15 protein-coding genes are annotated in these 16,847 nt (G+C 72.6%); 11 read left to right on the top strand and 4 right to left on the bottom strand.

The window, feature by feature from the left end; translation table 11 throughout:
* Positions 1-16 precede the first annotated feature (16 nt).
* From OG447_RS21865 to OG447_RS21895, 7 genes are all read left to right on the top strand, one after another.
* On the top strand, positions 17-580 hold the full coding sequence (locus tag OG447_RS21865) for a TetR/AcrR family transcriptional regulator (protein WP_266938546.1): 564 nt from the start codon (positions 17-19) through the stop codon (positions 578-580).
* A 375-nt stretch (positions 581-955) separates the two neighbouring features.
* Positions 956-1,384 carry a hypothetical protein gene (locus OG447_RS21870; RefSeq protein ID WP_266938547.1) on the top strand — a complete coding sequence of 143 codons (429 nt, stop codon included), beginning with the start codon at positions 956-958 and terminating at the stop codon, positions 1,382-1,384.
* Complete coding sequence (locus tag OG447_RS21875) at positions 1,381-2,163, top strand: transcriptional regulator (RefSeq protein WP_266938548.1); 783 nt, start codon at positions 1,381-1,383, stop codon at positions 2,161-2,163. Before OG447_RS21870 ends, OG447_RS21875 begins: the two co-directional genes overlap by 4 nt.
* Positions 2,164-2,234: 71 nt before the next feature.
* Positions 2,235-2,654 carry a roadblock/LC7 domain-containing protein gene (locus OG447_RS21880; RefSeq protein WP_266938550.1) on the top strand — a complete coding sequence of 140 codons (420 nt, stop codon included), beginning with the start codon at positions 2,235-2,237 and terminating at the stop codon, positions 2,652-2,654.
* Between the two features lie 89 nt (positions 2,655-2,743).
* On the top strand, positions 2,744-3,118 hold the full coding sequence (locus tag OG447_RS21885; RefSeq protein ID WP_266938551.1) for a hypothetical protein: 375 nt from the start codon (positions 2,744-2,746) through the stop codon (positions 3,116-3,118).
* Positions 3,119-3,312: 194 nt separating this feature from the next.
* On the top strand, positions 3,313-6,894 hold the full coding sequence (locus OG447_RS21890; RefSeq protein ID WP_266938552.1) for a bifunctional glycosyltransferase family 2 protein/CDP-glycerol:glycerophosphate glycerophosphotransferase: 3,582 nt from the start codon (positions 3,313-3,315) through the stop codon (positions 6,892-6,894).
* A gap of 116 nt (positions 6,895-7,010) precedes the next feature.
* Positions 7,011-7,496 carry a VOC family protein gene (locus OG447_RS21895; RefSeq protein ID WP_266938553.1) on the top strand — a complete coding sequence of 162 codons (486 nt, stop codon included), beginning with the start codon at positions 7,011-7,013 and terminating at the stop codon, positions 7,494-7,496.
* Here OG447_RS21895 and OG447_RS21900 read toward each other — a convergent pair.
* Complete coding sequence (locus OG447_RS21900; RefSeq protein WP_266938554.1) at positions 7,493-8,221, bottom strand: Sir2 family NAD-dependent protein deacetylase; 729 nt, start codon at positions 8,219-8,221, stop codon at positions 7,493-7,495. The two genes, OG447_RS21895 and OG447_RS21900, sit on opposite strands and share 4 nt — an antisense overlap.
* A gap of 160 nt (positions 8,222-8,381) precedes the next feature.
* On the opposite strand from OG447_RS21900, the gene OG447_RS21905 reads away from it, so the two are divergent.
* Together OG447_RS21905 and OG447_RS21910 are read left to right on the top strand one after the other, a co-directional pair.
* On the top strand, positions 8,382-8,861 hold the full coding sequence (locus OG447_RS21905; RefSeq protein WP_266938555.1) for a hypothetical protein: 480 nt from the start codon (positions 8,382-8,384) through the stop codon (positions 8,859-8,861).
* A 67-nt stretch (positions 8,862-8,928) separates the two neighbouring features.
* Positions 8,929-9,831, top strand: a complete 903-nt coding sequence (locus OG447_RS21910; protein WP_266938556.1) for a GNAT family N-acetyltransferase — start codon at positions 8,929-8,931, stop codon at positions 9,829-9,831.
* A gap of 100 nt (positions 9,832-9,931) precedes the next feature.
* Here OG447_RS21910 and OG447_RS21915 read toward each other — a convergent pair whose 3' ends face one another.
* The 3 genes from OG447_RS21915 to OG447_RS21925 form a co-directional block, all read right to left on the bottom strand.
* Positions 9,932-10,375: a subtilase-type protease inhibitor gene (locus OG447_RS21915; protein WP_266938557.1), complete on the bottom strand. Its 444-nt coding sequence runs from the start codon at positions 10,373-10,375 to the stop codon at positions 9,932-9,934.
* 250 nt (positions 10,376-10,625) lie between these two features.
* Complete coding sequence (locus tag OG447_RS21920; RefSeq protein WP_266938558.1) at positions 10,626-11,084, bottom strand: Crp/Fnr family transcriptional regulator; 459 nt, start codon at positions 11,082-11,084, stop codon at positions 10,626-10,628.
* Positions 11,085-11,201: 117 nt separating this feature from the next.
* Complete coding sequence (locus OG447_RS21925; RefSeq protein WP_266938559.1) at positions 11,202-11,504, bottom strand: hypothetical protein; 303 nt, start codon at positions 11,502-11,504, stop codon at positions 11,202-11,204.
* Between the two features lie 297 nt (positions 11,505-11,801).
* On the opposite strand from OG447_RS21925, the gene OG447_RS21930 reads away from it, so the two are divergent.
* The gene (locus OG447_RS21930) at positions 11,802-13,715 is read left to right on the top strand and encodes a cellulase family glycosylhydrolase (RefSeq protein ID WP_266938560.1); all 1,914 of its coding nucleotides are present in this window, start codon (positions 11,802-11,804) and stop codon (positions 13,713-13,715) included.
* A gap of 189 nt (positions 13,716-13,904) precedes the next feature.
* The gene (locus tag OG447_RS21935) at positions 13,905-16,637 is read left to right on the top strand and encodes a DNRLRE domain-containing protein (RefSeq protein ID WP_266938561.1); all 2,733 of its coding nucleotides are present in this window, start codon (positions 13,905-13,907) and stop codon (positions 16,635-16,637) included.
* Positions 16,638-16,847: the final 210 nt, after the last annotated feature.

Consider the following 16,847-nt stretch of genomic DNA (forward strand, 5'->3'; position numbering starts at 1 on the left):
GTCCCCAGGAACCGCCATGCGCCAGAATCCGCAGCGCCGCGCCGCGCTGCTCGACGCCGCCATCGAAGTCCTGGCGCGCGAGGGCTCGCGGGGCCTGACACTGCGGGCCGTGGACACGGAGGCGGGCGTGCCCATCGGCACCGCCTCGAACTACTTCGCCAACCGGGCCCAGCTGCTCGTGCAGATCCTGCACCGCACCCGGGAGCGGCTGACCCCCGACCCGGCGGACCTGACCGGCCCGCTGGACACCGAAGTGCTGCTCGGGCAGCTCCTGGAGCGGATGAGGCGCGAGCGCAGCGTGCACATCGCGATGCTGGAGCTGCGCCTGGAGGGCACCCGGCGCCCCGAACTCCAGGCGGAACTCGCCGGGTTCCAGGCCGCCGAGCTGGAGGCCAACGTCGACTGGCACCTGGCGGCGGGCCTGCCGGGGGACCGGCAGGGCGTGGTGCTGCTCTACCTCGCCATGCTCGGCCTCATCGTCGACGACCTGACCGTGCCCGGCCTGCTGGCGCCGCACTCGGTGGAGGGGCTCATTCAGGTGATGGTCGAGCGTCTCCTCCCGGAGCGCCCCGCGGACTGACTATCGTGCCGGTGGGGGGAGCACCGACGTCGCGGGGGGAATCCGTGGGGGGACCAAGGGACGCCGGACACCGTTTCGGCCATTCCCTGCCCCGGCGCCTGATCGAGGACGCGGTCCTCCCGGCGTTCGCCTCCTGCACCAGGTAGCGGCCCGGGCCGGGGCCGGTGCGGAGCGGGCCGTTCCGGCTCGCGGACTGTCTTCCGCTCCCTGCGTGATCAAAAGTGGACGGGTTCCGGCCAAGCTCTCGGGCGCATCCGCGCATGTTCCAGCGGAAAATGCCAGAACGCCCTTTCGCAGTGTGGAAGTTGAGTAGGTTCCCTCCTGTCGCGCCGTACAACCGTGCACCCCGCACGTCCGGCCGGGAGGGGAACCCGAGTGCCCGGGATCGACGAATGTCTGCTCGAAGCCATGGCCCTGCCTGGTGCGCGGGGGGCCGCGCTGGTCGACTGGAGCAGCGGACTGGCCCTCGGCACCGCCGGGGACTCGCCCGTGGGCGACCACGAGACGACGGCCGCCGAGACCGCCGAACTGGCCCGCGCGGCCGCCGAGTACGAGTCCTTCGCCCCGGCGGAGGACGGGCCGGACGGGCCGGCGCCCCGGGGCGGAGCGGGCCCCGGCCTCTCCGGGCCGCCCGTCGAGGACCTGATCGTCACCACCCGCACCGGCTACCACGTGCTCCGCTTCGTCGAGACCAGCTTCGACAGCAGCGTCTTCCTGCACCTGTGGCTCGACCGGGCCGACGGCAACCTCGCCCTCGCCCGCCACAGACTCCGCGCACTGGCCGAAGGGCTGGTGCTCAGATGACCGCCTCGGTCACCGCCCCGATCGCGGTCTCCCCCCTCCTCACCCGGCTCGCCGCCGAGCGGGCCACCGGCGCCCTGCTCCGCGACCGCGGCACCCTCTTCCTCGAGGACGGCCGCATCGTGCACGCCGAGAGCCCTGCCACCCCCGGCCTCGACGTGCTCCTCACCACCGGCGGCGGCCTCGCCCCCGAACGCTGGCGCGAGGCCGTGGACCGGGCCGGCGCCCGCCGCCAGGTCGCCCGCTTCCTCGTGGACAGCGGCGGGCTCGCGGGCGGGGAACTGGAGATCTGCCATCTCGCCGCGATCTTCGACGCCGCGTTCTTCGCCCTCTCCCCGGGCAGCGGGCCCTCCCGGTTCCGCCGCGGGGCCACCCACTGGATCGGCTCCGTCCGCTCGGTCCCGGCCGCCGCCGTCGAGCGCGAGACCCGGCGCCGCCGCGAGCTGCTCGACGCCGTCTGGCCGTACCCGCTGCTGGACACCGCCCCGGTCGTACCCCGGGCCGCCGCTCCCGGTCAGACCGTCACCGTCCGCCAGCGGCTGCTGCTGGACCGGGCGGACGGCGTACGCACCCCCGCTGACCTCGCCTGGCTGCTGGGCAGGCCCGCCTTCCACACCCTGCTCGACGTACGGCGCCTCGCGGCGGCCGGACTGGTCGAGACCCCGCACGCGCCGGCCCCGGTGCCGGACGCGCATCCCCTGCCCGACTGGATGACCCAGGCCCAATCCCCGGACGTGGCGCTGCTCCGCCGGTTACGCGACGCACTGGAGGCAAGCCTGTGAGGCTCCCGCTGCGACCGGCCCTGCGCGCCGACCGCTCCGAGCGGAGGCCGCCCGAGAGGAGAAAGGCCGACATGAGTACGGTGCCCGCCGAAGCGGAAGCCGAGATACTTGCCGAGCTCCGCAGGCTGCGGGCCCGCGTACCGCAACTCACCGGCGCCCTCGCCGCCAGCGCGGACGGCCTGGTGCTCGCCCAGGACAGCGCCGCCACCGAGTCCGAGTCCGTCGCGGCGCTGACCGCGGCCGCGCTCGCGGTGGCCCAGCGGCTCAGCGACAGCACCGGCCAGGGCGGATTCCGCGAACTGCTGGTGCGCGGCGAGCACGGCTACGTGGCCACGTATGCGGCGGGCGAGGCGGCCGTCCTCACCCTGATCGCGGAGCCCCGCCTCAACGTGGGGCGCCTCCACCTGGAGGCCAGGCGCTCCAGCCTGCGCATAGCCGAACTCATCGACCACACCCTCGGACGGCGCGGTCCCGCCGCGCCCCCGGGGTGATCCGGACCGAACCCACTCCACGAACCGACCGGATCCGGAACCACCAAGATCCGGAACCACCACAGAGAACAGAGAAAGAGGTAACACCCATGGTCAACGTCGACACCGCGCTCAAGGAAGCCACGACGACCATCGAGGGCGCGCTCGGCGCAGCCCTGGTCGACTACGGCAGCGGCATGGCCCTCGGCACCATCGGGGGCGGCAAGGACCTCGACCTCGCGGTCGCGGCCGCGGGCAACACCGACGTGGTGCGCGCCAAGGTCCGCACGATGGAGATGCTCGGGCTGAACGACGAGATCGAGGACATCCTGATCACCCTCGGCAGCCAGTACCACCTGATCCGGCTCCTGAAGGGCCGGGGCGCCACCGGCTTCTTCCTCTACCTGGCCCTCGACAAGGGCCGCGCGAACCTCGCGATGGCCCGCCACCAGCTGAAGAAGATCGAGAACGAGCTGGAGGTCTGATCCGGGTCCCCCGCTCGCCTGACCGCGTCCGACCGTATCGTCCGGGTGGCGGGCGGCTGAAATCTTTGCCGTCCGCCCCGGCGATCAGTCAGGGTATGACCGAGATAGGGGGATTTTATGAATCTGTTACAGAGTAGGATGCTGTCATCAGCTGATCATCGATAAAGCATAAAACGCTGGAGAATCCGCCACCCATGCCCCCGCGCCTGAGCATCGTCGTCCCCGTCTACAACGTCGAGCTCTATCTCGACGAGTGCCTGGAATCCATTGCCGCTCAGACCTTCGAAGACTTCGAGGTCATCCTCGTGGACGACGGTTCCACGGACACCAGCGCCGTCATAGCCAAGGCGTTCGCCGCGCGGGACAAGCGCTTCCGGGTCGTCATGCAGGAGAACGCCGGCCTCGGCGCCGCCCGCAACGTGGGCGCCCGGCACGCCGACAAGGACAGCGAGTACCTGGCCTTCGTCGACAGTGACGACACCATGCCGACCTACGCCTACCAGCGGCTCATCGATGCCCTCGACGAGACGGGCTCGGACTTCGCCGGCGGCAACGTGAAGCGCTTCCGCTCCGTCGGCATGCAGCAGTCCTGGGGCCACCGGGCGGCCTTCGCCAAGACCCAGTTGAAGACCCACATCTCCAAGTTCCCGGCGCTGGTCACCGACCGCACCGCGTGGAACAAGGTCTACCGGCGCAGCTTCTGGGACGCGCACGGCTTCCAGTACCCCGAGGGCATCCTCTACGAGGACGCCCCCGTCAGCATCCCGGCGCACTACTTCGCCACCAGCGTCGACATCATCAGCGACTGCGTGTACCACTGGCGCGTCCGCGAGACCGGCGAGCGCTCCATCACCCAGCGCTCCACCGACCCGGTCTCCCTCATCGACCGCGTGCAGTCGGTACGCCTGGTCCGCGAGTCCCTCAAGGCCAAGCAGGGCGCCAAGTACGAGCGTTACCTCCGCGACTACGACTACAACGTGCTGAGCGAGGAACTCCCGCTCCTCTACAAGTACGTCGGTGAGGGCGGCCCCGACTTCCGCGCCGCGTTCGTCGAGCACGTCGGCGGCCTCGTCCGCGAGATCGGCACCGGTCCCTGGTCCGACCTGACCGTCGCCGACCGCCTCAAGGCGTACCTGGCCCGCGAAGGCCGCGTCGAGGACTTCATCGCCCTCCAGGACCACCAGCGCGACTACCACTACAGCGTGCCCGTCAAGGGACTCGCCCGCCCGCAGGCGGACTACCCCTTCCTGCACGGCCGTCCGCCGGTCCCCGCCAAGATCCTCACCCTCGGCCCGCGCGAGCGCCGCGTCGTCAGCCGCCTGGAGCAGGCGGCCTGGGCCGACGGCAAGCTCCTCCTGCGCGGCTACGCAGTGCCCGGCCACCTCGGCGCGGAGAGCCGCCTCGGCTCGCGCAAGATGCTCGTCTTCCGCGAGGGCGGCAAGCGCCGCCGCTCCGTCGTCAGCGCCCGTACGGTCGCCTCCCCGATGGCCACCGTCAACGCCCCGCACCTCGCCCTGAAGCACGCCAACTGGGCCGGCTTCACCGCCGTCGTAGACCCCTCGATCTTCCAGTCGGGCGGCACCTGGCGCGAGGGGATATGGACCACCTCCATCGCCGTCACCGGTGCCGGCGGCCTGCACCGGGCCCGCCTCAAGGGCGGCGAGCACGACACCGGCCAGAACCCGCCCCCGCACTGGGTGGCCCCCGACGTCCGCATCCTGCCGACCGTGTCCGGCGCCCTCACCATCCAGGTGGAGCTCGTCCGCGCCCGGGCCCTGGACGTCCGCAAGGCCGGCGACGACGCCGTCGAGCTGAGCGGTGAACTCGCCGCCGAGATCGGCACCGAAGCGACCCTGCAGGCCGTCCACGTCTCCACCGGCACCGTCCTCACCGTCCCGGTGAAGACCGGCCCGGCCGGCACCGGCGGCCGGACCCCGTTCACCGCCCGCGTGCCGCTGGCCGAGCTGGCCGCCGTACCGGACGCCGAGAGCGAGCCCGGCGAGTGGACCCCCGAGCCCTGGAGCCTGTCCGTGCTCGGCGCCGACGGCACCGAGCACCGGCTGGTCTACGACGAGCGCGGCGGTTTCACCGGCCTGGTCCTGCCCCTGCCCGGGGCCGACGCCGGCCGCACCCTCTTCGCCAAGCGCGGCAACACCGGACACCTGACCCTCTCCGTGCAGCCCTCGCCGCCGCTGGTCGACTCCGTCGAGTCCGAGGCCGGCGCCGTGACCCTGCGGGGCCGCTTCGTCGCGCCCACCGACGAGCCGTACGAACTCGTCCTGCACAACGCGCACGGAGTCGAGTTCAGCTACCCGGTCACCCGTGACGGGGAGGCCTTCACGGCCACCTTCGAGCCGGTGCTCCCCGAGGCCTACGCCGGCCGCACCACGCTCCCCGAGGGCCGCTGGTGGCCCACGCTGCGCCCGGCCGCCCAGGGCGGAACCACCGCCGGCCTGCTCGGCGTCGACCGCGGCGCCCCCGTGCAGATGGGCCCGGGCCTGCTCTTCGCCGGCCCCCACCCCTTCACCGCGCACGGCCGCCGGATGCGCGTCGAGGCGCGCTTCTACGACCGCACGGTCCTGGTCTCCGACCCGCTGCTCAGCCCGCACGACCGTTCCAACCACGCCCAGCGCGTGGCCCGTTTCGAGACCTACCCGGCGCAGCGCGCCCTGCCGGTCAAGGACATCGTCGTCTACGACACCTTCCAGGGGAACGGCGCCGGAGACTCGCCGCGCGCCATCCACGAGGAGCTGCTGCGCCGCGGGGAGAAGCTGGAGCACATCTGGCTGGTCCGCGACGGCCGCGCCGAGGTGCCGGCAACCGCCCGCGCCGTGCAGTACGACAGCGTGGAGTCCTGGGACGTCCTGGCCCGCGCCCGCTACTACGTGGTCAACTCCAACGTGCCGCGGAACTTCCTCCGCCGCCCCGGCCAGACCGTCGTCCAGACCTGGCACGGGACGCCGATCAAGCAGATCGGCCACGACTTCGTCCACGACTACTACACCAGCCCCGAGGTGCTGGAGGGGCTGGAGCACGACAGCGCCCAGTGGACCCTGCTCGCCTCCCCGAGCTCGTACGCCACGCCCGTCCTCAAGCGCGCCCTCGGCTACCAGGGCGAGGTCGTCGAGTCCGGCGCCCCCCGCGCGGACGCGCTCGTACGGCCCGACGCGCAGCGGATCGCGGAGGTCCGGCGCCGGCTCGGCCTGCCCGAGGGCAAGAAGGTCGTCCTCTACATGCCCACGTGGCGGGAGAACTGCGAGGGCTGGTCCGGCGGCTACAAGCTCGACCTGCGGATCGACCTCGACCAGGCCCGCCGCGAGCTCGGCGAGGACCACGTCCTGCTGATCCGCGGCCACCACAACGTGGGCGAGCAGGTCCGCGAGGGGGTCCGCGACGGCTTCGTCGTCGACGTCTCGCGCTGGCCCGACGCCACGGACCTGCTGCTGGTCGCCGACGTGCTGATCTCGGACTACTCCTCCGCGATCTTCGACTTCGCCCTCACCGACCGGCCGATCCTGCTCTTCACGTACGACCTCCAGCACTACCGAGGCACGCTGCGCGGCTTCAACTTCGACCTGGAGGAGAAGGCGCCCGGCCCGCTGCTCGCGGACTCGGCGAGCCTGATCGAGGCCGTCCGCGACGCGGACGCGGTCGGTGAGCAGTACGCCGAGGCGCGGGCGGCGTTCCGCGCCGAGTTCTGCGACCTGGACGACGGCGAAGCCACCAAGCGGGTCGTCGACCGGATGCTCGGAGTGACCGGGACGCCCGCGAGCTAACCCGTACGAGCGAATTCCAGGCGGGACACAGACCGGCCCCGGGCCACCGATGAATTTCGGGCCCGGGGCCGGTCTGTATGTGAGGGACGTACCCGCACACCCGCCTGGAGGCAGTCATGAGCGCCAACGGATTCACCACGTGCCTGTGGTTCGACGGACAGGCGGAAGCCGCCGCCGACTACTACCTGTCCGTCTTCAAGGACGGCAAGCTCGGCCGGCTCGCCCGCTACCCCGAGGGGACCGGGCAGGCCGGAGAGGTGATGACCGTCGAGTTCGAGATCAACGGGCAGCAGTTCCTCGGCCTCAACGGCGGACCGCAGTTCACCTTCTCCGAGGCGGTCTCCTTCATGATCCACTGCGACGAGGAGAGCGAGTCGGACTACTACTACGACACGCTGACGAAGGACGGAGGACAGGAATCCGCCTGCGGCTGGGTCAAGGACAAGTTCGGGGTGTCCTGGCAGGTCATCCCGCCCGGCGCCATCGAGGTGCTCACCGACGCGGACCCGGGGCGGGCGGCACGGGCCACCGCCGCCATGATGAAGATGAAGAAGCTCGACGTGGCGGAGCTGCGCAGGGCGGCCGACGACGTCCCGGCTTAGGGGGCGGCGATCCGGGCCAGCAGCGCCGGCAGGGCGGTCCCGATCGGCTCGCGCACGACCTCGTCGGCGAGCGGGTCGTACGGGGTCTCCTGCGCGTTCACGATGATCAGCCGGGCCCCGGCCTCCGCGGCCATGGCGGCCAGCGAGGCCGCGGGCTGCACCTGGAGGGTCGAGCCGACGGCGATGAAGACGTGGCAGCCCTTGGCCACGGCCATCGCCTGTCCCAGGACGACCGGGTCGAGCCGCTGGCCGAACATCACGGTCGCCGGCTTGAGGATCCCGCCGCACCGCAGGCAGGCGGGATCCGGCTCCCCGGCGGCGACCCGGGCCAGCGCCCCGTCCATGTCCGAGCGGGCGTGGCAGGCGGTGCACACCACCGACCGGGCGGTGCCGTGCAGCTCGAAAACCTTGCGCGCGGGCACGCCGGCGAGCTGGTGCAGCCCGTCCACGTTCTGCGTGATCACCCGCACCGGGGTGCCGCCGCGCTCCAGCTCGGCCACAGCCAGATGCGCGGCATTGGGCCGCGCCCCGAGGGCCCCGACCTCGGCCCGCATCAGCCAGGACCGGCGCCGGATCTCCGGATCGGCCATGTAGTACGCGTAGGTCACGAGCTTCTCGGCGTCGGGCTCCCGCCGCCACAGCCCTTGCGGACCCCGATAGTCCGGAATCCCCGAATCCGTGGACATCCCGGCCCCACTGAACACTGCGACGAGCGGCTTCCCCATATGCCGACCCTACGTACGCGCCCCCGGCGGCCGCGACCGGATTACATGGGCCCCGTCCGCTGCCCGGAGGGGCCTGTCTGCGGTGAATCCGGACCTCCACTGGAGTGAGATCCGGGGCGCGTCCCTCCGGCGGGGGCGGTGGGAGGGTACAAACCGGTGCATGAAGCTCATGCCGTACAGCCTCGGTGTCCTGCCGCTGACCCTGCTCGCGCTGCTCGCCCCGCCTTCCTCGGCCGTTCCGGCCGGGCCGGCGGCCCCGTCGGCCCCGGGTGCGGTCTCGCAGCGGCACTCGGCCGCCGAGATCAGCCGTTTCCTCGCCGCCTTCTACGGTGACCACGGCCCCTCCCCGTACGACCGCGAGAACCGGGTCTCGCAGGTGCTCAAGGAGAGGCAGGGCGTGAGCCCGGGGTCCGACGTCCTGCTGTGCGCGCAGAACAAACCGCGGGCCATCGGCGTCGGCCCGGTCACGGTGGCCCCGTCGGCCGGGGTCGGCTGGGCCACGGTCACCACCCACTGGGGCGCCGAGGTCGCGCCGGGAGCCGACGCCCGGGCCGAGGCCGAGGCCACCGACACCTTCACCGCCTACGTACGCCTGGACTCCCGGCCCATCCGGCTCGACGACGTGATCTGCGCGGGCTGACCGGCCGTTTCCGGACCGGCCGGTCCGGCCCCTGTGCGCCCCCTTCGTATCTGGTACAACACCGGACATGAGGGGATTCGAGATCACCGGCGCGAGCGGCGCCGACATGGAGACGATCCGTGCGTGGGCCGATGAGGAGGGATGGAATCCGGGGGACTCGGACCGCTTCGCCTTCGCGGTCGCCGATCCGGCGGGCTTCCTCGTCGGCAGACTCGACGGCGAACCGGTGGGCTGCATCTCCGCCGTGCGCTACGGTCCCGGCTTCGGATTCATCGGCTTCTACATCACCCGCCCCGAGGTCCGAGGCCGGGGCTACGGGATCCGCTTGTGGCGGGCCGCGATGGAACGCCTCGACGGGAGGCTGGTCGGTCTGGACGGGGTGGTCGCCCAGCAGGACAACTACCGGAAATCCGGATTCCGTTCGGCCTGGAACAACGTCCGTCACGAAGGCGTCCCCGAGGGTGTCGCCACCTCGCCCGGCGCGGCCACCTCCCCTGGCGCGGCCGGCGCCGAGGGCGGCGCGGGCACCACCGGGGCGGTCGAGGTGGTGGACGCGGCCTCGCTGCCCTTCGGTCAACTCGCCGCCTACGACCGGCGGTTCTTCCCCGCGCCGCGCGACGCCTTCCTGTCCGCCTGGACCGGTCTGCCCGGCCGGACCGCCCTGGCCGCCGTCCGCGACGGCCAGCTCGAGGGGCTCGGGGTGATCCGCCCGTGCAGCGGCGCCTCCCGGATCGGCCCGCTGTACGCCTCCGGGCCGCGGATCGCTGCCGCCCTGCTGCGCGGGCTGGCGGGACACGCGCCGGGCGGCCTGGTGGCCGTGGACGTGCCCGACGCCAATCCGGAGGCCACCGCCCTGGTCGCCGGGCTGGGCCTCGTCCCGACCTTCGAGGCCGCCCGCATGTACACGGGCCCGGCTCCGGACCTCGACCTGGCCGGCCTGTACGGGGTCACCAGCCTCGAACTCGGCTGACAGGCGGTCGGGCTGACGGGCTGACGGGCGGACGCCGGTGGGGCCGGACAGCGACCCCACACCGCTGTCCGGCCCCGAGGGGGCGCCATATGGCGCCGGGTCAGAAGTCGAACAGTATGCCGCTCGTGCTCCGCAGGCCGCACGGGTTGCCGAAGGTGTGGTCGTAGCTGAACCGGCGGCCCTCCCAGACCCCGTCGGCGGTCACGGTCATCGGGTTCCACTCCCTGGTACACGCCGTGTCGGGGGCGGCTTCGGTGAGCGCGTCCAGCCGGGCGGAGCTGGCCCGCAGTTCGGCGCAGGCGGCGATCGGGTCCGGGTGCGTGCCGGCGGGCGACGGCGCGCAGATCAGCGTCACCGCGCGCAGCACCGTACCGGTCTCGGCGTCGTCCCCCGCCGCAACGGCGAGCACGAGCGCGGACGGAGCGTACAGGCTTGCCGTGCCGGAGGGTGCCGCGCCGGCCGCTCCGGGCCAGGCCAGAGCGGTGAGCGCGGTGAGCGCCATGGCGGCGGAACCGAGCCCGAGACCCCTTGCGATGGACCGCATTTCGAACACTCCCTTGAGTGGCTGTTTCGGATAGCGGACAGAGTCTTGCCCACGCGGGCCGTGAACGCCCGTTCGCACCCTCATTTCACGTCACTCATCGTGTGCGCATGAGTGCAGACCGCAGCGGTGCGAGCGAGCTGACCTGTGGGGGAACGGACGGGCGAATCGGCCGAACACCGCCCAGGAAACACTCGTGAGACCTGCCGGAAACGCCTCCGCAAAGGCGTTCCGGGGGTCTCGGGAGGCCCCGTCAGCGCGCCGAGAGGCGGGGGGCGTACAGGTCGAGCAGCCGGGTGCGGGTCTGCTGGAGCCGCAGGGCTAGGATGCGCCCCACCCAGTGCCCGATCGCCGATCCGAAGGCGGGGTCGGCGTCCATGAGCATCCGTACGGCCGTGCCGTCGAACTCGTACGCGCGGACCGGTGTCATCGCCTCGGCGCTCAACTGCCAGACGTACGGCGGGAACAGCCAGGACCAGCCCACCAGCTCACCGGAACCGAGATTCTCCACGGGCGCCGGCCGGCGGCCGGCCACCGGGATCTGGAGGGTCACCGTGCCGGAGCGCACGATCCAGAAGGACTCCGCCGCGCTGCCCTCCTCGAAGATCCGCGCGTTCTCCGGAAAGTTGACCTCACGGGCCTGGGACATGAGCCGTCCACGATGCTCGGGGGACAGGACGGCGGCGATCCGGATGGGGGAAGGTGTGCTCACGACGGCCTCCGATCGGACCCCCCAAGAAGCTCCTGCTCCCCCCAGTGTCGCCGACGAGCGCCCGATCCCGGGCGGTCGGGAGCCGCCCGATTCCGCGGGACCGGGTCCGGACACCCCCTACTCCTCGGCGTTCGCTTCCAGGCAGGCCAGCTCCATCGCGTCCAGTACCGCCTCGTGGCTGCGCTGGCTCAGCTCGGCGACGTTCTCGATCTGCGCCGTCGTCCACGCCGCCAGGGTCATCACCAGCACGCGGAGCCCGTCGGTGCCGTGCTCGGCCAGGATCGCGTCGGCCATGAGCATGGCGTCCTCGGGCACCTGCTCGGGCGGCTCCAGGCCGACGAGACCACGCAGCATGGCAAGGGTGCGGCGGGAGATCTCCGGCGTCAGCCTCGCCAGCCGCATGTCCTCTTCCTCGTCCATCCGCCCCACCCTCCCGTGCCCCTCGACCGCCCCCTCAGGGCACGGTAGAGGGGTGCGGGCCCGCGCGGGGCGCTTTCGCCAGGGTGCGCCCGCACGATGCCCGCGCGATGACCGCGCGTGCGCCCGTATACGATCGCCGGTCCCGGCGGGCCCGGAGCGGGCGGGCGGCTGCGTCCCCGGACACCGGGCCCGGAAGGCAAAGTGACCCCGGCGCACGGCTTCCCCCGCCACGGACCGGCCGGTAACTTGAGCGCGGCAGCCGGCCCGCCCGGGCCGCGGGAGCCCGGCAGGAGTGAGATGAAGACCCTCTTACGCGCGGTCCTGGCGACCCTGCTGCTCCTGGCCGGCGTCCTGCCCGCCCAGGCGGCCGCCGCAGGCCCGGCACCCGCCCCCGCACCCGCCGCCGGGGAGGCCTGGACCCCGCCGCTGTCCACCCGCGGCCGGTACATCGTGGACGCCCAGGGCAATCGCTTCCGCCTGCGCTCAGGGAACTGGGACGGCGCCCAGGGATCCTGGAACGGCTCCGGCGACCGTGACGACCCCGCCACCCACCACAGCGGCCAGCCCTCCCACGGCATCCCGATCGGCCTGGACCGGGCACCCCTGCCCGCCCTGCTGGCCGACTTCCGCGCCCTGGGGCTCAACAGCATCCGGCTGCCCTTCTCCAACGAGATGCTCCGCACCACCACCCCCGTCCCGGACGCCGCCGTCGCCGCCAACCCGGCCCTGCGCGGGCGCACCCCGCTCCAGGTCTTCGACGCCGTGGTCGCCGCCCTCACCGCCGAGGGCTTCGCCGTCATCCTCAACAACCACACGGTCACCACCCGTTGGTGCTGCGGCCTCGACGGGAACGAACGCTGGAACAGCGCCGGACAGTCCACCGCCCAGTGGGCCGACGACTGGGTCTTCCTCGCCCGCCGCTACCGGGACAACCCCCGCGTGGTGGGCGTCGACCTCTACAACGAGGTCCGCCGCGACGTCTTCGACGACCCGAACTGGGGCCTCGGCGACGGCCACGACTGGCATGCGGCCGCCCAGGAGGCGGGCGACCGCATCCTCACCGAAGCCAACCCGGACCTGCTCATCGTGGTCGAAGGCATCAACTGGACCGGCCTGCCCGTGGACGGCTTCCCGCACGGCCGCCCCACCCTCACCCCGGTACGCACCCTCTCCCACACCCTCACCGTCTCGAACAAGCTGGTGTACTCCGCCCACTTCTACGGATACACCGGCCCGCGCCACAGCGGGGCGACCGGCATGGGCGAGACGAGCGACCCCCGCTACCAGGACATGACCCGGTCCGAGCTCGAACAGACCCTGTACCAGCAGGCCTTCTACGTCTCCGCCGAAACCGGCACGCACTTCACCGCCCCCGTCTGGATCAGCGAGTTCGGCATCGGCGCCGACGAGACCGGCACCAAACCGCGCGACTGGTTCCAGCACCTCACCGGCTACCTCACCGCCTCCGACGCGGACTTCGCCTACTGGCCCCTGGTCGGCTGGAGCACCACGGGGCAGGGCACGCCCGGCGGCGACAGCTGGGCGATGCTGCGTTACGACAACACCGGCCGCCGGTCGGGCGTCCTCGATCCGGGGGACTGGCGTACGGGGCCCTGGGCCGCGCTCGCCGGCACCGCCGGACGTACCGGTCCGGTGCCCGCCACCCCCGCCTGGTACCAGCTGACCACCGACCACCGGGACCACAACGCCTCGCTGCTCACCCGGGCCGGGGGCGACTGGGACAGCGGGGGCCGCAAGGCGGTCTGCCCCGACGGCGCCCGGCTGGCGGGGCTCAGCCACACCGGCGGTCGCGGCCTGTGCGCCACCTCCGACCTGCGTGCCGCAGCGGGCGGGCACACCGTGGTCCGCGACGAGAGGTACGTCCCGCCGGGCGGCGACTGGGCCGGCGGGTACACCAAGTTCCAGTGCCCGGCGGGCCAGTTCCTGACCGGCTACAGCCTGCGGGGGCAGCGGCTCTCGGCGGCCCTGTGCGCCCCGGCCCGGACCGCCCTCCCGGCGGGGGGCCGCACCCTCTGGTTCGACCGGGGGGACAACCGCCCGCCGGGCGCCCCCGGAGCCGATTACGCCTCCGGGCACTACAAGGGCCAGTGCCTGCCCGGCGAATACGCGGCGGGCATCGCCTTCACCACCCGCGCCGCGGCCCGTCCCTCCCCGGCGGCCCTGCTCTGCCGACCCCTGCCGGGGGCGTGACCCGGAGGCCACGGAGCGGACCAATTCGGTATCCGATACGTCAAGTGTGATGAACGTGACGGTGAACCGCTCTAAGGTGCGCCCGTATGCATGGACGCGGACGGCTGTTCGTCTGGTTTCGGCCATGCCCGACATCGGCCGCGAGCCAGCCGGCGACACGGCCGTACCGCACGTCGAACTGGGGGGTCCATGCGTAGATCCAGAGGGCTGGCGGCCGCTCTCGCCCTGTCCCTGGCCGGAACCGGCGCGGTCGTCGGCCTCGGCCTCGTCCCGCAGGCCGCGGCCGTCACCCCGCCCGTCGCCTTCACCGCCGACGCGCTGTCGACCTGGCAGCCCAACGGAGTCGTCTGGGCCCTCGCGGAGGCGGGCGGCCAGGTCTTCGTCGGCGGCACCTTCTCCGCCGTCCGGCCTCCCGCGGGCGGCGGCGGCAGCGAGCAGCCGGCCGTGAACTTCGTGGCGCTCGACGCCGCGACCGGTGCGCCGACCTCCTGCAAACTGTCCTTCACGGTGGGCGGAGGCACCGCCACCGTCCGCGCGCTCACCCTCTCCCCGGACAAGAAGACCCTCTACGCGGGCGGCTACTTCGGCGCCGTCAACGGCACTCCGGTCTCCAGCCTCGCCGCCGTCGACGTGGCCACCTGCACGGTGAAGCCCGGCTTCCGGCCGGCCTTCGCCGCCACCGTCCGCGCCCTCGCCGTCACCGGGGACACCGTCTACGCGGGCGGTGACTTCCTCACCGTCGCGGGCCAGCAGCGCGAGCGCTTCGCCGCCGTCGACGCGGCCGACGGTTCGCTGCGGCCCTTCACCGCCGACGCCGACGAGCCCGGCCGCGCCGTCGAGGTCACCCCGGACGGCAGCAAGGTGCTCCTCGGCGGCGACTTCTTCACCGTCAACGGCACGAACACGCACGCGCTGGCCGTCGTCGACGCGACGAGCGGCGCGCTCACCAAGTCCTACCCCGGCTTCATCGAGACCAACTCGGTCGTCAAGGACATCGCCACCGACGCCACCGGCTTCTACACCGCCAACGAGGGCACGGGCGGCGGCGTCTTCGACGGCCGGATCGGCCTCGAACTCGGCGACTTCGGCCAGCGCTGGCGCGACACCTGCCTCGGTGCCACGCAGGCCGTGCTCCCGTACCAGAGCGTGCTCTACAGCGCCTCGCACGCGCACGACTGCTCCAGCGTCGGCGAGTTCCCCGACGGCCAGCGCCACCACCTGCTCGCCCAGCCGACCAGCGGTACCGGCAAGCTGGGCTGGGCCCCCGACACCAACGACGGCATCGGCGAGGGCATCGGCCCGCGCGTGATGACGGTCGGGTCCAAGGCCGGCGTCCAGTACCTGTGGGTCGGCGGCGAGTTCACCACGGTCAACGGCGCGGCGCAGCAGAGCCTGACCCGCTTCGCCTCCACCGGGGACACCGGCGCGCCCACCGTTCCCGTCGCGAGCGCGGTCAGTTTCAGGCCCGGAGAGGCCCAGGTGCGCTGGCGCACCGGTCTCGACCTGGACGACAGCACGCTGACGTACCGGATCTACCGCAACGGCGCGGCGACCCCGATCGCGACGGTCACCGCGGACTCGCTGTTCTTCCGGCGCCCGCAGGCCTCCTGGACCGACACCACCGTCGCCGCGGGCCAGTCGTACACCTACCGCGTGACGGCGGCCGACGCCGCGGGCAACGTCAGCGCGCTGTCGGGCACGGCGAGCGTGACCGTGCCGACCTCGGTGGACGCGTACCCGAACGCGGTCCGCTCGGACGGCGCCCAGCAGTACTGGCGCTACGACGAGTCCGCGCTGCCCTTCGCCGCCGACTCCTCGGACGGCGGCAACCAGAGCGGAGTGCACCTGTACGCCCCCGCCCTGCGCCAGTCGCCCGGGGCCGTCTCCGGCGCGAGCACGGCGATCGGCTTCAACGGCACCGACACCCAGGTGTACGCGGACCGCCGCCAGACGGTGGGCGCCAGCTACACCATCGAGACCTGGTTCAAGACGAACACCACCCGGGGCGGCAAGCTCGTCGGCTTCGGGAACAACCAGACACGCGGCAGCAGTCAGTACGACAAGCACATCTACATGACCAATGACGGCCGGCTCGTCTACGGCGTCTACACCGGTGCCACCCGCACCATCACCACCGGCACCGCCTACAACGACAACAAGTGGCACCACGTCGTCGCCACCCAGGGCCCCGGCGGGATGACCCTCTACGTGGACGGCGCGCAGAAGGGCACGCTGAACGTCACCACGCACGAGAACTTCTCCGGCTACTGGCACGCGGGCGGCGACAGCCTCGGCGGCTGGCCGGACCGCCCGGCCGGCGAGTACTGGGCGGGCCAGCTCGACGAGACGGCCGTCTACCCGAACGTCCTGGGCGCGGCGCAGGTGCAGAACCACTACACCCTCGCCTCCGCCCCGGCCGACTCGGTCGTCCAGGTCACCGCGGCCGAGGACACCTACGCCAACGCCGGAGCGCCCGGCACCAATTACGGGACCTCCGGCTCGCTCGCCGTGCGCGGCACCTCGCTCTACGCGAGCTACCTCCGCTTCAGCCTGCCGGCCGCTCCGGCGGGCACGGTGCTGAAGTCGGCCACGCTCCGCGTGAAGACCAGCACGATGAGCGGCGCCGGTACGACCGACACCGTCTCGGTGGTCCCGGTCACCGGAGCATGGACGGAAGGCGGCACGACCTACGCCAACCGTCCCGGCCTCGGCGGCCCGGCGCTCGGTACCTTCGCCGGGATCCCGGACGGCTCGGCGGTGCACACCACCGGGCTGAACACGGCGACCGTCGCGTCGGCGCTCGGCGGCAGCTACGCGCTGGCGCTGAGCAGCACCGGCACGGACGCCCTGTGGCTGTGGTCCTCGGAGGCCCAGGCGGGCGAAGGGACGCCGCAGCTGACGCTGACGTTCGGCGCGCCGTGACTCCCGGCTGAGTCCGGTACGGCATGAGGGGGCGCGGGCCGTCAGGGTCGCGCCCCTGGGTCGTGTCGTCGAAGTGGCGTCTGGCTGTCGGGGTCTGGCACGCACGCTCGCCGCGTTGTCGTCGGTCGCCGATGCTCCGCATCGACTCCCTCCTCCGCCTTGCGATCGCACGCACCAGACCCCGACAGCACCGCCCTGCGGGCGGCCGAC

It is taken from the genome of Streptomyces sp. NBC_01408 (genome assembly GCF_026340255.1).
Taxonomy (GTDB): domain Bacteria; phylum Actinomycetota; class Actinomycetes; order Streptomycetales; family Streptomycetaceae; genus Streptomyces.